14 protein-coding genes and 1 pseudogene are annotated in these 15,673 nt (G+C 66.8%); 5 read left to right on the top strand and 10 right to left on the bottom strand.

Features of this window, described 5'->3' with window-relative positions:
- Positions 1 to 4 precede the first annotated feature (4 nt).
- From VGN82_RS15515 to VGN82_RS15495, 5 genes are read right to left on the bottom strand one after another with little or no spacing between them, the layout of a single operon-like run.
- Positions 5 to 946, bottom strand: coding sequence for a branched-chain amino acid ABC transporter permease (locus VGN82_RS15515; protein ID WP_327527943.1), 942 nt, complete (start codon positions 944 to 946; stop codon positions 5 to 7).
- On the bottom strand, positions 946 to 1,809 hold the full coding sequence (locus VGN82_RS15510; protein WP_327527942.1) for a branched-chain amino acid ABC transporter permease: 864 nt from the start codon (positions 1,807 to 1,809) through the stop codon (positions 946 to 948). Before VGN82_RS15510 ends, VGN82_RS15515 begins: the two co-directional genes overlap by 1 nt.
- A gap of 14 nt (positions 1,810 to 1,823) precedes the next feature.
- A complete protein-coding gene (locus VGN82_RS15505; protein WP_327527941.1) occupies positions 1,824 to 3,029 on the bottom strand; it encodes an ABC transporter substrate-binding protein in 1,206 nt (401 codons plus the stop codon).
- Positions 3,030 to 3,078: 49 nt separating this feature from the next.
- A complete protein-coding gene (locus VGN82_RS15500) occupies positions 3,079 to 3,792 on the bottom strand; it encodes an ABC transporter ATP-binding protein (RefSeq protein ID WP_327527940.1) in 714 nt (237 codons plus the stop codon).
- Between the two features lie 2 nt (positions 3,793 to 3,794).
- Positions 3,795 to 4,586 (bottom strand): ABC transporter ATP-binding protein, encoded by a 792-nt coding sequence (locus VGN82_RS15495; protein WP_327527939.1) that lies wholly within the window; start codon positions 4,584 to 4,586, stop codon positions 3,795 to 3,797.
- 400 nt (positions 4,587 to 4,986) lie between these two features.
- Between VGN82_RS15495 and VGN82_RS15490 the strand changes: the two genes are divergently transcribed.
- Positions 4,987 to 6,219, top strand: a complete 1,233-nt coding sequence (locus tag VGN82_RS15490; RefSeq protein ID WP_327527938.1) for an MFS transporter — start codon at positions 4,987 to 4,989, stop codon at positions 6,217 to 6,219.
- Positions 6,220 to 6,342: 123 nt separating this feature from the next.
- Here the strand turns inward: VGN82_RS15490 and VGN82_RS15485 are convergent, their stop codons facing one another.
- The 5 genes from VGN82_RS15485 to VGN82_RS15465 form a co-directional block, all read right to left on the bottom strand.
- The gene (locus VGN82_RS15485) at positions 6,343 to 6,588 is read right to left on the bottom strand and encodes a hypothetical protein (protein ID WP_327527937.1); all 246 of its coding nucleotides are present in this window, start codon (positions 6,586 to 6,588) and stop codon (positions 6,343 to 6,345) included.
- Positions 6,589 to 6,674: 86 nt separating this feature from the next.
- A complete protein-coding gene (locus VGN82_RS15480) occupies positions 6,675 to 7,937 on the bottom strand; it encodes a YeeE/YedE family protein (protein WP_327527936.1) in 1,263 nt (420 codons plus the stop codon).
- Between the two features lie 16 nt (positions 7,938 to 7,953).
- On the bottom strand, positions 7,954 to 8,889 hold the full coding sequence (locus tag VGN82_RS15475) for a sulfurtransferase (protein WP_327527935.1): 936 nt from the start codon (positions 8,887 to 8,889) through the stop codon (positions 7,954 to 7,956).
- Between the two features lie 264 nt (positions 8,890 to 9,153).
- A complete protein-coding gene (locus tag VGN82_RS15470; RefSeq protein WP_327527934.1) occupies positions 9,154 to 9,804 on the bottom strand; it encodes an SCO family protein in 651 nt (216 codons plus the stop codon).
- Between the two features lies 1 nt (position 9,805).
- A complete protein-coding gene (locus tag VGN82_RS15465) occupies positions 9,806 to 10,924 on the bottom strand; it encodes an MBL fold metallo-hydrolase (protein WP_327527933.1) in 1,119 nt (372 codons plus the stop codon).
- A 364-nt stretch (positions 10,925 to 11,288) separates the two neighbouring features.
- On the opposite strand from VGN82_RS15465, the gene VGN82_RS15460 reads away from it, so the two are divergent.
- The 4 genes and pseudogenes from VGN82_RS15460 to VGN82_RS26480 all read left to right on the top strand — a co-directional run.
- The gene (locus VGN82_RS15460; protein WP_327527932.1) at positions 11,289 to 11,567 is read left to right on the top strand and encodes a hypothetical protein; all 279 of its coding nucleotides are present in this window, start codon (positions 11,289 to 11,291) and stop codon (positions 11,565 to 11,567) included.
- A 239-nt stretch (positions 11,568 to 11,806) separates the two neighbouring features.
- Entirely contained in the window at positions 11,807 to 12,328 is a 522-nt protein-coding gene (locus VGN82_RS15455; RefSeq protein ID WP_327527931.1) for a YcnI family copper-binding membrane protein, read from the top strand.
- Between the two features lie 46 nt (positions 12,329 to 12,374).
- Positions 12,375 to 13,964, top strand: a complete 1,590-nt coding sequence (locus VGN82_RS15450; protein WP_327527930.1) for a copper resistance CopC/CopD family protein — start codon at positions 12,375 to 12,377, stop codon at positions 13,962 to 13,964.
- A 1,123-nt stretch (positions 13,965 to 15,087) separates the two neighbouring features.
- Positions 15,088 to 15,673: pseudogene (locus tag VGN82_RS26480) on the top strand (DNA translocase FtsK); the annotation flags it as partial.

Here is a 15,673-nt window from a genome sequence, read left to right as displayed (position 1 = left end):
GGGTTCAGGCGGTCGTTGATGGTGCGGGCGCCCTTGGTGGGAGGGCTTTGGGCGAGGGGGCTTTGGGAATCCGCTCGGGCAGGATGCCCTGCGGGCGCAGATGGAGCACCAGGATCAGCGCGAGGCCGATCATCATCTCGCGCATGGCGGCGATCTGGACGGGCTGCAGGCCCGGCAGCCATTCCGTCATGAAACGGGTGACTTCGAGGAAGATCACGACGAGGTAGGCGCCCAGCACCGCGCCGCTCGGCCGTCCGACGCCACCAGCGGTGACGGCGAGGAAGATGTAGATGGTGATCAGCGGCTGGAAGTGGTCCGGCGAGACATAGGACTGGAAATGCGCGTAGAGCGCCCCGGCGAGGGCCGCGATGGCGGCCGAGACCGCGAAGGCCTGGAGCTTGAAGCGCAGCACCGATTTGCCAGCGAAGGCGGCGAGCTGCTGGTCCTCGCGGATCGCCTTCATCGCGCGGCCATAGGGCGACAGGTCGAGCCGGCGCAACAGCGCCCAGACGATGGCGACGATCAGCGTGACCGCGCCGAGATAGAACAGTGTGAAGCCCTGTAGGCCGAGTTCGGCCTTGAGCGGCGCCCTGATGCCGGAGATGCCGTCGGAACCCTTGGTCAGCCAGCGCTCGTTGAGGGCGATCAGCCGGATGACCTCGGCAAAGCCCAGCGTGACGATGGCGAGGTAATCGTCGCGCAGGCGCAGCGTTGCGAAGGTGACGAGGAGGCCGACCGCCGCGCCGACGATGATCGCGACGCCCCAGCCGAGCAGGACCGGCGCGCCGGCACCGGTCGCCAGCGCCGAGGCATAGGCGCCGACGGCGAAGAAGCCGGCGAGGCCGAGATTGACGAGGCCGACACCGCCCCAAATCAGGTTCAGGCTGAGCGCCAGCAGCGCGTAGATGCCGCAGAGCGTCAGGGTGAAGATCAGATAGGACAGCATCAGGCGGCCCTCTCGCCGAGGATGCCGCGCGGCCGGAAGGTCAGCATCAGCAGGATCGCGACGAAGCCGACGCCGGTCCGGTAGGTCGCTGGCGCTACCAGCAGCGCCAGTTCCTCGGCGACACCCAGCGCAAGCGCACCGACGACGGCGCCGGGAATCGAGCCCAGGCCGCCGAGCACCGCCGCGGCGAAGACCGAGAGCAGCACGCGGTACCCGGTGAGCGGGTCAATCGAGGTGTCGAGCCCGATCAGCACGCCGCCGACGCCGGAAAGGCCGGCGCCGAGGAAGATCGTCGCGATGGCGATCCGGGCGGGGTCGATGCCCTTGAGCCGGGCGAGATCGGGATTGTCGGCGACGGCGCGCATCGCCTTGCCGAAGCGCGTGTAGCGCAGGAACAGGAACACGGCCGCCATGATGGCTGCCGCGAAGGCGAGGCTCTGCAGTTGCTGCGGGCCGATCCGCAGCTCTCCGATGCGCAGATCGCGTGCGATCGGCAGGTCATAGCCCCTGAGCTCATTGCCGAAGATGAAGCGGACGATGTTCTCGAGCACGAGATTGAGCGCGATCGAGGCGATCGCGACGATCAGCGCGCCATTGTTGCGCAGCCGTTTCAGCGAGAGTTCCTCGGCGGCGACGCCGACCACGCCCGTGAAGGCAAAGGCGATCGCCAGCGCCAGCATGATGGGCAGCCCGAGCTGGGAATTTGCCCACCACGCGGCGAAGGCGCCGATGGTCGCATAGGAGGCGATGGCGAAGTTTGGGAAGCGAAGCACCGCGAAGATTGCGGAGAAGCCGATGGCCGGGACGGCGATGAGCGCCCCGGTCATGACGCCATTGATCAGCGCCTGGAGGAACTGGGTCACGAAGCGGCTTTCACTCAGCCGATCTTGACCAGTGCGATCTTGCCGCCCTGGACCTGCTCGTAGCGGAACTTGGAGTCGCTGATGTCACCGATCTCCGTGAAGTCGCAGGGGCCGCTGGCGCCGTCATAGTCGACCGGCTGCTTCGCCGCGATCGCCTTGAGCCCGTCGATGGCGTTGTCGATCTTGGTCCCTCCCGGCGCCTGGCTGACCTTGCGGAGGTTGGCCCTGATTGCGTCGCCGGAGGCATCGCCACCGATCGCGATCGCCATGAGCACGAGGTTGATGTGGTCGTAGATCTGCGTGGTGTAGGGATCGGGCGCGGCGACGCCGATCATCTTGACCAACCGGTCATAGGCCTTGGAGCCCTCGGCCGGCGAGGGCGAGATCATGAAGGTCTTCTCGACGATCTCGGCCGGCACGCTCTCGACCAGCTTCTGGTTGACCGAGTAGCCGAAGGCGATCTTTGTGCCCTTGAAATCGGCGCGGTAGAGGTCCTTCAGCATTACCGTGGTGTCGGGGGTGTAGCCGCCGAAGACGATGGCGTCGGGCTTGAAGCGCATCGCCTCGTCGATCTCGGTGCGATAGGCCGGCTTCTTGTCGTCATAGATCAGCGAGGCGGTCTCGCCGCCGGCCGCCTTCACCGCCAGCGTGATGTTGTCGAACTGGCTCTTGGCGAAGGGCGTCTGCGGCGACAGGAAGAAGACGCGCTTGGCACCCTGCGCGATGGCGAACTCGCCGAACTTCTTGCCCTGCAGCGTCGTCGTCGGCTGGGTGCGGATCAGAAAGCCCTGATGCGGCAGCTGCGTGATCGAATCCGCGCCGGAGGTGGTGCAAAGAAAGGTCTTCGACTCCCAGCACAGCGGCGCGACAGCGGTGGTGACCGAGGAGGCCCAGGTGCCCAGGATCGCCGAGACCTTGTCGACGTCGATCAGCTTGCGCGCGGCGCGCACGCCGGCCTCCGGATTGGTCTGGTCGTCTTCCGAGATCAGCTCGATCTTGCGGCCGAGCACGCCGCCGGCAGCATTGACCTCGTCGATCACGGCCTTCACGGCCTTGACCATGACCGGGCCGTAGGGGCCGCCGGCCCCGGTGAGTGGCGTCAGCGTGCCGATCTTGATCGGCGCGCCCTGCGCCATGGCCATCCGGGGCAGGGCGGAAACGCCGGCGAGCGCGGCGGCGCCCGCCAGCAGCGTGCGGCGGTCTGTCGTGAACTGCGTCATGGTGATCCCCTCGTTTATTCTAGTTCGGCGGACGAAGCGTCGGCGGCTGCTAGCCGCCAAGAAACAGGCGGCGGATGTCCGGGTCAGCGGCAAGTGCCGTGCCAGCGCCTTCGCGGCTGTTGCGGCCCGACACCAGAACATAGCCGCGCGCGGAAATCTCGAGGGCTTCGAGCGCGTGCTGCTCCACCATCAGGATTGGCAGGCCGCCCTGGTTCAGGGTCACGATCGCCTCGAACAGCTCATCGGCGGCCTTCGGTGACAGGCCGGCTGTCGGCTCGTCGAGCAGCAGCAGGGCAGGGGCGTTCATCAACCCCATCGCCATCGCCAGGATCTGGCGTTGGCCGCCCGACAAGGTGCGGGCGAGCGCCTTCCGCTTGCTGGCCAGCATCGGATAGCGCTCATACAGCGCTTCGCTCCGTTCGCGGACCTTGCCGGGCTCCTGGAAGCCACTGATGTCGAGGTTCTCGGCGACCGTCATCGCGCCGAAGACGTTCCGCTCCTGCGGCACGAAGCCGATGCCGCATTTCGCGCGGCCGAGGGCCCCCTCGGCGGTGACGTCTTTGCCGTTGAGCGCGATCCGACCTTCACGTGCGGCGACCAGGCCCGTGATCGTTTTCAGCAGGGTCGACTTGCCTGCTCCGTTTGGGCCGATGATCGATACGATCTCGCCGGCGGCGACGGTGATCGATGCGCCCTTCAGGATCTGTTCGGCCGCGCCGTAGCCGGCGATGATGCCATCGACGGCGAGCAAAGGGGTGGCCACGCTCAATGCCGCCTCCCGAGATAGGCTTCCTGCACCCGCGTATCCGCGGCGACCTGCGCGAACGTGCCCTGGGTCAGCACCTTGCCCTCGGCCATCACGATGACTGGGTGGCAGAGGCGCTTGATCAGGGCCATGTCGTGCTCGATCAGGCAGATCGTCAGACCGTCCCTGTTGAGGCCGACCAGATGCTCGGCGATCTCCTCGGTCAGGCTTGGATTGACGCCGGCCATGGGCTCGTCGAGCAGCAGGATCTTCGGCTCGGCCATCAGGGCGCGTCCGATCTCCACGAGCTTTTTCTGTCCTCCCGACAGGGCCGTCACCGGATTGTCGAGGACATGGGTCAGTTTCAGCCGACCTGCGATGTCGAAGGCGCGCTCGGCCAGCATCTGCTCGCGCTCCCTGGCGGGCCGCGTCCCGATCAGTGCGGCCAGAAGATGCTCGCCGGGTTGCTGCGCGCCATACAGCATCAGATGCTGGAAGACGCTGAGCTTGGGGAAGCCGCGCGCGAGCTGGAAGGAGCGCACGAGGCCGGCGGCTACCAGCTTGTCGGGGGATAGGGCGGTCACGTCGCGCCCCCCGAGTTGGACCGAGCCGTGGTTCGGCTTGTAGAGTCCCGATATCGCATTGAAGAGGGTCGATTTCCCCGCCCCGTTCGGGCCGATGAGGCCCGTCAAAGACCCGGCCTGAACCGACAGCTCGACGCCGCGCAGAACCTGCACGCCATAGAAGCTGAGATCGAGGCCGGTAACCGCCAGCTGGGCTTGGGTTCCCTGTGCAATCTCTGGACCCTGCATGACCCGGCGCAATCCGACTTTAGGCAAACGACGATGACGTGTCCCTATCGAGAGACAAATCGGGCCGTCCGTCAAATCACGCTGCAATGCATCACGGATGTTGCCGCCATCTCGCACGCCGCCCGGACATGCCGAGCCGGGCCCAGGACCGGCACGATGTCGTTTTATCGCGTGCCGGGGTCATTCCAGACCGCTCTGGAGCCCGGTCAGGCCGGGGAGATGTCAGCCACCCGAGCTGTGCACCGTGCTGGCCTCTCGGAGCGCTTCCTCGCCCCCGGCGGTCGCTTCGGCGATTCGGCCATCCCGCACAAAACCAGCGGATCACCGTGCGCGACTGTTCCGGCCGATAGCGACCTGATAGCCTCGCGCCGATGAGATTCCCGGACAGGGCGAGGCGATGATGACCACGGCACGGGGCGGTTCCGTCGCTGCGCTCGGCGCAATCGTCACCGGGGCTCTCATGCTGCAGGTCGCCGGCACGATCGTGAACGTGCTCGTGCCGCTCAGGATGGCGGTGGCCAATCAGCCGCCGTTGCTGATCGGCCTCGTCGCCTCCGCCTACTCCCTCGGATTCCTGCTGGGCTGCTTCACCATGCCCTCTCTCGTCCGCAGGATCGGCCATATTCGCGGCTTCGCCGTGTTCGCAGCCCTCCAGGCCGTCTTTACGCTGAGTTTCCCGCTGCTGCCCGAAGCGTGGTGGGGGGCTTCGCGCCTGGTCATGGGCCTGGCGGCGGCGGGCCACGGCATCTGCATCGAAAGCTGGATCAGCGGGCAGGCCAGCGGCGCCAAGCGCGGCCGCATTTTCGGCATGTACCAGATCCTCAACCGCGTCGCGATGATCGGTTCGCAGATCGGGGTCGGCTATCTCGCGATTCAGTCACATGACGTCTTCCTCTACGCCAGCATGGCCTTCTCCATTGCGCTGATCCCGGTCGCGCTGACGCGGGCGCGGGGGCCGGAGTCGAACGACGTCGTCTCGGTCGGTCTGCGCACGCTCTGGCAGCACGCGCCCGCAGCCGTCGTCGGCTGCCTCTATGTCGGGCTGGTCAGCGGCCCGCTGACGAGCGTGATTCCTGCATATGGCATCCTGTCGGGCCTGGATCAGAAGGCGACGATCCTGCTCACCGCAGGGATCCAGTTGGGCGCCTTGCTGATGCAATGGCCGATGAGTCTGCTGGCGGATCGCGTCGCCAGCCGCCTGATCATGCTGATCGCTGTCAGTATCGTCGCCGTCGCCGCAGCACTGCTGGCGACGCTTCTCAACCTCGATGTGGCTCAGAGCCGGATCTGGCTCTTCGGTCTGTTCGCGCTGATCGGCGGCTGCAGCGTTCCGCTCTATACGGTCGCCGTGACGCATGCCTATTTCCGCATCGGGCGCGACCAGGCGGTCGGCCTCTCCGCACAGCTGCTGTTCCTCTGGGGTGCCGGCTCGGCGCTGGGGCCGGTTGCCGCGACCGCGATGATGCAGCTCTTCGGCCCCCAGGGCATGCTCGGCTACATCATGATGCTGTCGCTCTTCGTCGCGATCTACATCGCGCTCCGGATTTCGCGGAAGCCGTCGCCGGCCTTCGTCGAGGGCGAGCCCGTCGGAATTGCGCCCACGATACCGGACATCGAAATGACCAAACGGTAGTACCTGATCCCATCGACTTGAATCGATCTGTTCGGATCAGGCTCTAAGCGACCGATAGACAATGCTTATTCCGCCTGGTCGAGCTGCTGCCGGCCCGGCGGGCGCCCTTGTGCGGAGGGTAGCCTACGGCTCCTGATCATACCCCAGGAAGGCGCCGAGCTTCATCATCGCCTTGTAGAGTTGCCGCCCGGTCTTGTCGTCGAGGATGATCGAGCGGCCATCGACGACAAGATAGATCAGGTTCTCGTCCTGCCAATAGGATGAGCGGCCGAGCTCGAGTTCCATGGGCTCCGAGCGGTCGGTCACGTCCACCAGGACGGTATCGAGATATGGTGTCGTCGTCACCGTGGTCGGCCCCTCGCTGCGCATGCAGCCATCGCGGCCGCAGTTGGCGCCGACTATGCGACCGGTCCGGCCGCGATCCAAGCGCGTGGTCGGCGCAGCCCGACCGCTCGTCACAGCGCGAGGCCGAAACGCCGGCCGAGCCTGATCGTGATGGTCGCCCCAACCAGCAGGCTCGCCGCGAAGACCCAGCCGGAGGCTGCGCCGGCGGAGATTCCCGAGAGCAGCGTGCCGACGGTGCATCCCAGGCCGATCACCGTGCCCCAGCCTAGCAGGACGCCGCCAGTGAGCCCGCGTAGCACCTGCCCGATCTTCGGCAGTCTCGGCTTGAACTCCCCGGATAGCAGCGCGGCAACGACGGCCGACGCGACGAGGCCGGCGATGAACAGGCCGTTCGGCGTCAGCAGCGCGTCGCGGATGACGGTGGCGCAGCCACGGAAACTGTCGAGCCCCTCCAGTCGCGAGGGCAGGAGATCGAGCGAGGTGGCGAGTTGGCGCGAGCGCGAGCCGAGCTCAGCGGTGACGCCGAGCGGCGACAGACGCAGATAGGCCGCGACACCGATCAGGCCGACGAGGAGGCCGCCGAGCCATGCCGGCCAGCGCCGAACGAAGATCGCGACGAGCGGATCGCGCTCGGGCCGGCCATCGCCGTCTGGAAAGCTGCCGCTGCGCAGCAGGAACCAGGCGAGGCCGGCGATGACCGCTACGCCGGTCAGGAGCGCGCCGCCATAGCCGAACTGGCGGGGCAGCCACAGGACGGGAGCCTCCGAGATCGTCCAGAGATAGAGCCCATTCCAGCTCAGGAAACCCAGGATGAAGCCGCCGACTGCGCCGATCAGGGCGAAGGGGGAAGTCGGCGATCCCTCGCCCAGGCGGTAGAGATGAGCGCTGAGGCAGGAGCCGGAGATCGCCATACCGGCGCCGAAGGCGAGCCCCGCCAGCAGCAGCGCCGGGCTGACCGGGCCGATATGCGCCGTCGGCGGCAGCCGTGTGCCGCTCGGCTCGGGCAGCCAGGCCCCGAAGATCAGCGTGTAGCCGGCGATGCCGACGGCCAGAGCTGTCAGGATGCCGAGCAGTCCGCGCGGATCGCGTCGGTCGAGCCAGTCCCGCCAGATGCAGAGGAAACAGAAGCGCGCGCGCTGCAGCACGAAGCCGAAGGCGGCTCCGAGGACGAGCGAGAGCTGGAGCTGCGGTGCCGGATCGCCATGGCGCCCGACGAGCACGATCGCCGCGACCAGCGCGGCGGCGATCGCGATCGCTCCAGAGAAACGCCAGGGAATATCGAATGGCGAAGCCGCGGCGGAAAATCCCGCTGCGGCCGCTTGCTCGCGGGCGCGCTGATAGTCCAGCGCGCCACTGTCGTCGGAAAGGCTCATCGCGATCGGCGCAGGCTTATTTGCCGCCCCAGACCGAGCCGGCCGGGTTGCTGATCGGCAGGCCGACCGTGTTGCCGTACTCGGTCCAGGAGCCGTCGTAGTTGGCGACCTGATAGCCGAGCACGCGCGAGAGGATGAACCAGCTGTGGCTCGAACGCTCGCCGATGCGGCAGGTGGTGATGACCGGCTTCGAGCCGTCGATGCCGACATTGGCGTAGAGCTTCTTCAGCTCCTCGGGCGACTTCAGGGTACCGTCCGCCTGGTTGACCGCCTGGGCCCAGGGCACGTTGACCGAACCCGGGATGTGGCCGGCGCGCAGTGCCAGCTCCTGGAAGCCGGCCGGGGCAATGATCTTGCCGGAGAATTCGTCGGCCGAGCGGATGTCGAGGATGCGGGCGTCCGACTTCTTCTCGACGGTGGCCACGACGTCGGCCAGACGCGCGCGCAGCTTGCGGTTGGGCTCCGCGACGGTGAAGCTTGAGGCCTTGGCCGGCTGCGGGTTGGTCGTGACCGGGCGCTTCTCCAGCTCCCACTTCTTGCGGCCCCCGTCGAGCAGCTTCACGTTGTCGCGCAGGCCGTAGATGTCGAACACCCAGGCGCCCCAGGCCGCGAACCAGTTGTTGCTGTCGCCGTAGAGGACGATGGTCACGTCCTTGTCGATGCCGAGCTTGCGGGCGAGAGCCTGGAATTTCTCGGGCTTGGCGATGTCGCGCTCGACAGTGTCGACGAGGTCGGTGTGCCAGACGACGTTCTGCGCGCCCTGGATGTGCCCGCGCTCGAACAGGCCCGGCTCGACGCTGACTTCGACGATCCGAACCTTCGGATTGTCGAGGTTCTTTTCGAGCCAGTCCGTTGTCACCAGTGCGTCGGACTGGGCGAAGGCCGAGCCGGCGAGGGCAACGGAGGCTGCGAGGACCGTAGCGGTACGACGCAGGAAGGCGAGGGCGGACATGGTTGGGCTCCGGTTCGTCGGACGCTCCCGGAACAGGGGAACTCCGAAGTGACGTAAGGGAGCAGGATCATTCCGTTCGCGGTCGCTTTTCGGAAGCCGTATGGAATTTTTTTGTTCTGCGGCTGCAGGAAAGAAAGCAGTCGTACGACTTCAGTCTAGAAGAAGGAATTCTGTCGACGTCGACCAAGCCCGGATGGGAACGGGGAGCGGAGCCTCGACAGGCGCTCTGGCATTCACCGGCGCACCGTCTCGCGCCGGAGCCCTTCAACCGCGCGGCAGATGCGAGCGGATGATGGTCAGCATGCGCTCGGCAGGGGTATTCGGCGGAAAGAAGCCGAGATAGCGGCCCTCGGTGTCGAGCAGATAGACATAGGCGCTGTGGTCGACGGTGTAGTCGCCGCCTCCGATCTCGACCTTCCGGTAGAACACCTTGTAGGCGTCGGCCGCCGCGCGGACTGCTTCGGCGCTTCCGGTGAGGCCGATCAGGCGCGAATGAAACAGCGGGACGTATTCCGCGAGCTGGGCCGAGGTGTCCCGCTCCGGGTCCAGCGTGACGAAGAGCGGCTGGATGATCTCCCCGGCAGGGCCGAGCTGGTCGATCGTGCGGCTGATCTCCACGAGGTCGGTCGGGCAGATGTCGGGGCAGTAGGTAAAGCCGAAATAGACCAGGAGCAGCTTGCCGCGGAAATCCGCATCGCTGCGCGCCTGGCCGCTGTGATCGGTCAGGGAGAACGGCCCGCCGACCGGCTCACGGTTCCACATCAGCACATCCATCAGCTCCGCGGCCGAGCGCCGCGCCGGCTCCTCTCCCCGAGCCTGCCCCGAGCCGACCACAGCGAACAGCAACGCGAAGGCCAGCGCGAGCGCGAGGTGCCAGAGCGCGGCGGGCCAGGACGGGCGGCTGGGCGCGCGCATCTCAGGCCGAGAAGACAATGCGGCTGCCGGTCGTGGGCACGATCACGTGCTCGGGCAGCTGCGCCTGGGCCTCAAGCGCGAAGTTGAGCCCGCTGCAATGCATCGGAATGACCACGTCCGGCTTGAGTTTGCCGACCTCGGAGACGACCTGCTGCAGGTAGTCCTTGGGCGCCGGCCCGAGATGAAAGCCGCCGACGATCGCATGGACCTTCTCGACGCCGGACACCTCCTGCGACTGCCGCACCGAATTGACGATGCCGACATGTCCGCAGGAACTGATCACGACCAGGCCCTTGCCCTTGATATTGAAGCAGGTGGCATGCTCATGGACATGCTCGTCCGGGATCGGCTTGCCGGCGAGCTCCGCTGCGCTGTAGTGGCCGGCGTCGCAGCCGAGCCCGTCCTTGATGCCGCGCTCCACGAAGGTGTTGGGCAGGATGCGCTCGATCGAGCGGCGCTTGATCTGGCCGGTCGTGAAGGCGTGGCCGGCGACGACCGTGGGCGTCTCGCACAGCACCGTCGTGACCTTCTGCGCAACGAGGTCGCGCCTGTCGAGCTGCCCGAAATCGGTGAACTGGCCCTGCACCGCGCTCGGGCTGACGCGATGGCAGAAATTGTCCTCGCCACCGGCATAGAGCTTGAGGTCGGGCGCTAGCGAGCCCCGATATTTGGCGAGGAAGCCGTTGAGCCCGCCATAATGATCATGGTGGCCGTGGCTGACGATCAGCGCGTCGACCTTCGTCGGGTCGACCTTGAGGATGTCGATATTGTTCAGCAGCGCATCGGGGCTGTAGCCGAAATCGAGCAGGATGGTGCGGGCTTCCGCCTCGCGCTGCGATTCCAGGAAGAGCGACAGGCCCCACTGGTTGTGCAGCACCTGCCGGTAGTCCGCGCCGCGGCCGGAACCGGGCGGGATATGCTGCACGCCCTGGACGGTCGTGGGCCTCAGGAATTGGTCATGCGCCGAGTCGATGAGCACGCGCAGCGACAGCCGGTCGACGGTCGGCACTTCGATCGGTGCGGCACTCGCGATCTCGACGCAGGCGAAGGCGCCTGTGGCACTGGCCGCGAACGCGGCGGACGCCTTCAAGAATGAACGGCGCTCGATTCCCTGTGACATTTCCGGTTCCCCAGCCTTGATCGTGCGGCCGTCGTGCCGCTGCCGCGATGCTAGCCCGGGCCTGCGAGGGAGAGTTTTCTTAGTATATGGCGATTGTAGAATATCGCTCGGCGCTCTGTGACGACGTTGGCATGAAACCGTCGCCTGACCTTGCGCTTGCAGGAGGGCGCGCTCCGCATCGGATAGCCCGGTTGTTTCCGCTTGATCGCGCGGCCGCGGGTGCTATCGAGGTCATAGGAGAGCCGTTTTGCCAGCTTTGCGCCAGATAGCACGATCAAGCCGTTGGGTTGCGATTGCCGCGGCCTATCTGCTCGTGCTGCAGGCGGTGTTCGCTGGGATGGCGTCGGGCGCTCATGCTGCTGGCATGAGCCTCGACCGTGCCTTGGCGATGACGCTCTGCGCGACCGGCGATGCGCCGGGAGCTCATTCCGACCAAGCCAGCGCGCCGCACGATTTGATGTCCTGCTGCGTCACGGGCTCCGCCTTTCCGGGCGGTGACGGGTCGCCCGTGAGCGGCACCTATCTGCCTGTCGTGCATCGCGCCATCGACCTGATCGCCTTCGCGCGCCGCCTCGACCTCCCGCATGGCTACGTCGCAGGCCGCTCGCCCGCGAACCCGCGCGCTCCACCCGCCCAGGCCTGACGCGGCCGGCGCGCTGCCGGCCAGGCGCTGATCGCTGACGATCAGGAAACGTGCCGCTCCGCGCCGTGTCGAGCGCCGATGCGCTGTCATCCGCCGACGCGCCGCATGCGTCGCCACACCTACGATGATCCTCAAGCGGCCTGCGGTCGCGCAGCGTCGAAGCCGATCGGCTCGCGCCGCAGGCGCGGGCTCAAGCCAACTCTCCTCGGCCCAAAGGGCCATTTCTGGAAGCAACATCCATGTCCAAGTTCACTCTCGTCGCGGCAGCTTTCGTCGCGCTCAGCGCCACCCCGGCTCTCGCCCACGTCACCCTTGAAACCCAGACCGCCCCGATAGGCTCGACCTACAAGGCCGTGGCGCGCGTCCCCCATGGCTGCAAGGGCGCGGCGACCATCAAGGTTCGCGTCCGGATCCCAGAGGGCGTGATCGCCGTCAAGCCGATGCCGAAGGCCGGCTGGTCGCTGGAGACGGTCAAGGGCAAATACGAAAAGGCCTATGACTATTACGGCACGCCGACCTCGGAGGGCGTCAGGGAGGTGGTCTGGAGCGGCGGCAAGCTGCTGGACGAGCACTACGACGAGTTCGTCTTCCGCGCCTATCTCACCACCGATCTCCAGCCAGACACGATGCTCTACGTCCCTATCGTTCAGGAATGCGAAGGCGGCGCTGTCGAGCGCTGGATCGAGATTCCCGCTGCCGGCAAGGTCCCGGATGACTACAAGTTCCCGGCGCCGGGTCTGAAGCTGACGCCGAAGAAGTGAAACTGTCGAAGCGGCCGGGCTTCTCGCCCGGCCGCGAGGATGCGCCATGTCCGTTCGCCTCCGCCTCGCGCTCTGTCTGCTCTGGGCCGCCGTCGCCACCATAGGGATCGCGGGGCAGGCCTTTGCGCATGCCGCGCTGACCGCCGCTTCGCCCGCCGACGGGGCCGTAGTAGCGAGCGCACCTGCGCGAATAACCCTGAGCTTCAGCGAGCCTGTATCGCCGCTGGTTCTGAAGCTGATTGCTCCCGACGGCTCGGCGCAGCCGCTCTCGCGTTACGGTCTCGCGGACCGGACGCTGACAATCGAGGCGCCTGCCGGCCTTGGCCAAGGAACGCATGTCCTGAGCTGGCGCGTGGTTTCGGAAGATGGTCATCCCGTCGGCGGGGCAGTCGTCTTCTCGATCGGCGAGCCCAGCGCAACGCCGCCGGATGCGCTCGCGCAAGGCGATCCAGCCGTTCGCCTCATGCTCTGGATCGGCAGGGTAGGGCTCTATCTCGGTCTGTTTCCGGGTGTCGGTGGCGCAGCCTTCGCGGTCTGGATCGCGCCCCTGTCCGCGTCTGCGCGCCGGATGGCGCGTGCGATGATCGTCTTGGGGCTCGTCGCCCTGCCATGGGCTCTGGCAGCCCAGGGGCTGGACGGGCTCGACGCATCGCCCATGAGCCTGTTCGACAGGGCGGTCTGGGCTGCGGCGGTCCGCAGCAGTTTCGCTGTCACGGCTCTCGTAGCGGCCGCGGCGCTCCTGTCGGGGCTGGTGTCGCTCGCCCCGCAAGGAGGGGTCTCACGAAGCTTCTCAGCCCTGGCGCTGCTCTGCGCCGGCGCGGCGCTTGCGGCGAGCGGCCACGCCAGCGCAGCCTCGCCGCAGGTGCTGATGCGGCCAGCGGTCTTCCTGCATGCCGTCGCGATCGCCGCCTGGGCCGGGGCGCTCTGGCGTCTGATCGTCGCGTTGCGGAGCGCCGATGCCGCAGGCGTCCTCGAGCGATTTTCTAGGCGGATCCTCTGGATTGTCGTGCCTCTACTCACCAGCGGCGCCGTGCTCGCCGTCGTTCAGGTGGAGACCCCCGCCGCCTTGCTGACAACGGCCTATGGTCGCGTGCTGCTGGTCAAGTTCGCACTCGTCGCCGGCCTGTTAGCTCTAGCTGCCTGGAATCGCTATCGTCTGACGGGCCGCGCACTGCGTCGGCAGGGCGCCGCGCTCGGCCAGCTGCGCCGCGTGATCGCAGCTGAGGTCCTGCTCATGCTGGCGATCCTCGGCACGGCGGCGCTCTGGCGCTTCACGCCGCCACCACGCGCACTCGCCATTGCCGCGACCCAGCCCGCCTCCATCCATATCCATACGCTCGAGGCGATGGCGGACGTCACGCTGACGCCAGGGCGCGCCGGGCCCGTGGCGGTCGATGTCGTTTTGATGAATGGTGAGTTTGGCCCGCTACCCGCGAAGGAACTGCGCCTCGGATTGTCCAATGCCAGCGCCGGGGTCGAGCCGATCGAACGGCCTGCGGTCAGGGGCGACGACGGCATCTGGAGGGTGACGAATCTCAGCCTGCCTGTTCCTGGGCTATGGACAGTGGAACTCGAGATCCTGGTCTCGGACTTCGAGATGCTGCGGCTTGGCGGGACCATAGACGTTCAGCGGTGACGACAGCCGTCGAGACCGCCGGCATGGCCGCCATCCGGTCTCGGGACCGGGCTTGGTGCAGGCCAAGACCGTTCAGCTTTTCCGGCTTTGTTCATGCCCTCTTAACCGTGCCCGGGTACCCGTTGAAGCCGATTTAGGCTTCTAGAATTCACGGTATCCCATGCGTAAGTCCGATCTGTATCTATTGACGCAAGGTGTTGATACCGAAGATTTTTCGTCATTCGGGCAAGGGCGGCCCGCAGGTCTTGCGGGTCCTGGCCAGGCGAGGTCTGCCGATCCCGGCATTGCGCCGCTGCCGCCTTCCCCGGTTTCGTCGCGCTACAATCGGGCGAACGTCGTTGCCGGCCAGCCGCGGGTGCTGCCGCGCACGACCGGTGGCGACGCCCTGGGCGCATCGGCCTCACGCGATGTTCCCGCCGCGGTCGCGCCATCGGATGTGCCTCAGGTCCGCTACTGGCGGACACCGAACCGACTCGTGAAGCAGGTTTGGTCCAAGGGGGCGAGCTCGGAGGAGGCGTTGTCGGCCCTGCCGGACATGGCGCTTGATCTCCATGCGGCCGCTGACGAAGGCTTCCATCCCGATGAAGCGGCCTGCGCCGAGAGCGAGCTGCACGACGAATCTGGTACTGGGCCGGATCAACAGATCGCGGCTCCGGCACCCTTTGCCAACATCTCCGATTTTGCCTTCTGGGAAGGGTTGTCCGGGGCCGACCCCGATGATGTCGACGTCGCGCTCGACGCTCATGTGCCTGCCGAGGCGATCGGCGCGATCGAGTTGGTGCAGGCGCCCGTAGCCGGCGAGGTGCCGTCGGTCGCGCTCGCTAATCCAATTGCCGGCCAGGTGCCGATTGTCGCGCCGGTCGTCCATTGGACCAATGCGATGGCGACCCCGAGCTACAGCGTGAGCGTCAGGCTCGCGCCTCAGGTCTGGGGCGGCACAGGGCAGGGGCTTGATGCTGCGAGTGCCTTGCCTGCCAGCAGCGCCGGGCCGGCTGCGGCGAGCGGCATCGTTGTCACGCGAAAGGTTCGCGAGGCTGCCGCGCCGGCGCCGCGGCGCAAGCTGCCGAGGCACAGCGACATCGCCCCGGAAGCGGCGCCTGTCCTCTCCCATTCCGTCGCGTTCGAGCTACCGCCGATCGAGTTTCTGGCCGAGCCGCCGGACCAGATGGCTGCGGTTCCCGTCGAGGTGCTACAGCAGAATGCCGGCTTGCTCGAAGGCGTGCTGGAGGATTTCAACATCCGTGGCGAGATCGTCCAGGCCTGCCCGGGGCCGGTGGTGACGCTGTACGAGCTCGAGCCAGCTCCCGGCATCAAGAGCTCGCGGGTGATTTCCCTGGCCGACGACATCGCGCGCTCGATGAGCGCGGTTTCGGCGCGCGTCGCGGTGGTGCAGGGCAAGAATGCGATCGGCATCGAACTGCCCAACGTCAAGCGCGAGACGGTCTTCCTGCGCGAACTGCTGGCGAGCCAGGATTTCGAGGGCTCCAAGCACAAGCTGGCGCTCTGCCTTGGCAAGACTATCGGCGGCGAGCCGGTGATCGTCGACCTCGCCAAGATGCCGCATCTTTTGGTCGCCGGCACCACCGGATCGGGCAAGTCGGTGGCGATCAACACCATGATCCTGTCGCTGCTCTACCGGCTCAAGCCCGAGCAGTGCCGGCTGATCATGGTCGATCCGAAGATGCTCGAGCTCTCCGTCTATGACGGCA

Source organism: Allobosea sp., from assembly GCF_035999205.1.
Taxonomy (GTDB): Bacteria; Pseudomonadota; Alphaproteobacteria; order Rhizobiales; family Beijerinckiaceae; genus Allobosea.
Note: the sequence above shows the minus strand (reverse complement) of the source record. Positions and strands in the feature narration are given on the sequence as shown.